The sequence below is a fragment of the Aminobacter sp. MET-1 genome, from assembly GCF_026521175.1.
Classification (GTDB): Bacteria; Pseudomonadota; Alphaproteobacteria; order Rhizobiales; family Rhizobiaceae; genus Aminobacter.
Genome location: NZ_JAMSHL010000098.1, coordinates 1 through 273, shown reverse-complemented (window position 1 = coordinate 273; position 273 = coordinate 1). Strand labels below are relative to the sequence as shown.

The 273-nt window shown below is 70.7% G+C and carries 1 protein-coding gene; it reads right to left on the bottom strand.

The annotated features are described in order from the left end of the window. A partial coding sequence (locus NDO48_RS29180; RefSeq protein ID WP_267322910.1) for a hypothetical protein occupies positions 1 to 273 on the bottom strand: 273 nt, incomplete at both ends.

Sequence of the window (273 nt, the reverse complement as noted above, 5' to 3'; positions counted from 1 at the left end):
CCGCCGCGCTGAAATTGCCCAGGTAGCGCTGGTCCTGGTAGTGCACTTCCGCCTTGAAGGTCTTCAGCGTCACCGGCGGCGGCTCCGCCAGCGGATACAGGCGCAGCCAGGGGAAATCCTTCCAGTCCAGGGTCGCGTCGGCGGCCAGGCTTTCGCGCCAGTCCAGGCGTCCGACCAGCTCCAGGCGCTGCTCGCCGCCAGCGTCCAGGCGCAGTTGGCGGATATCCGCGCCCTGGGCGTCGACCCGCCCGTCCAGGCTCAACGCCACCGCCC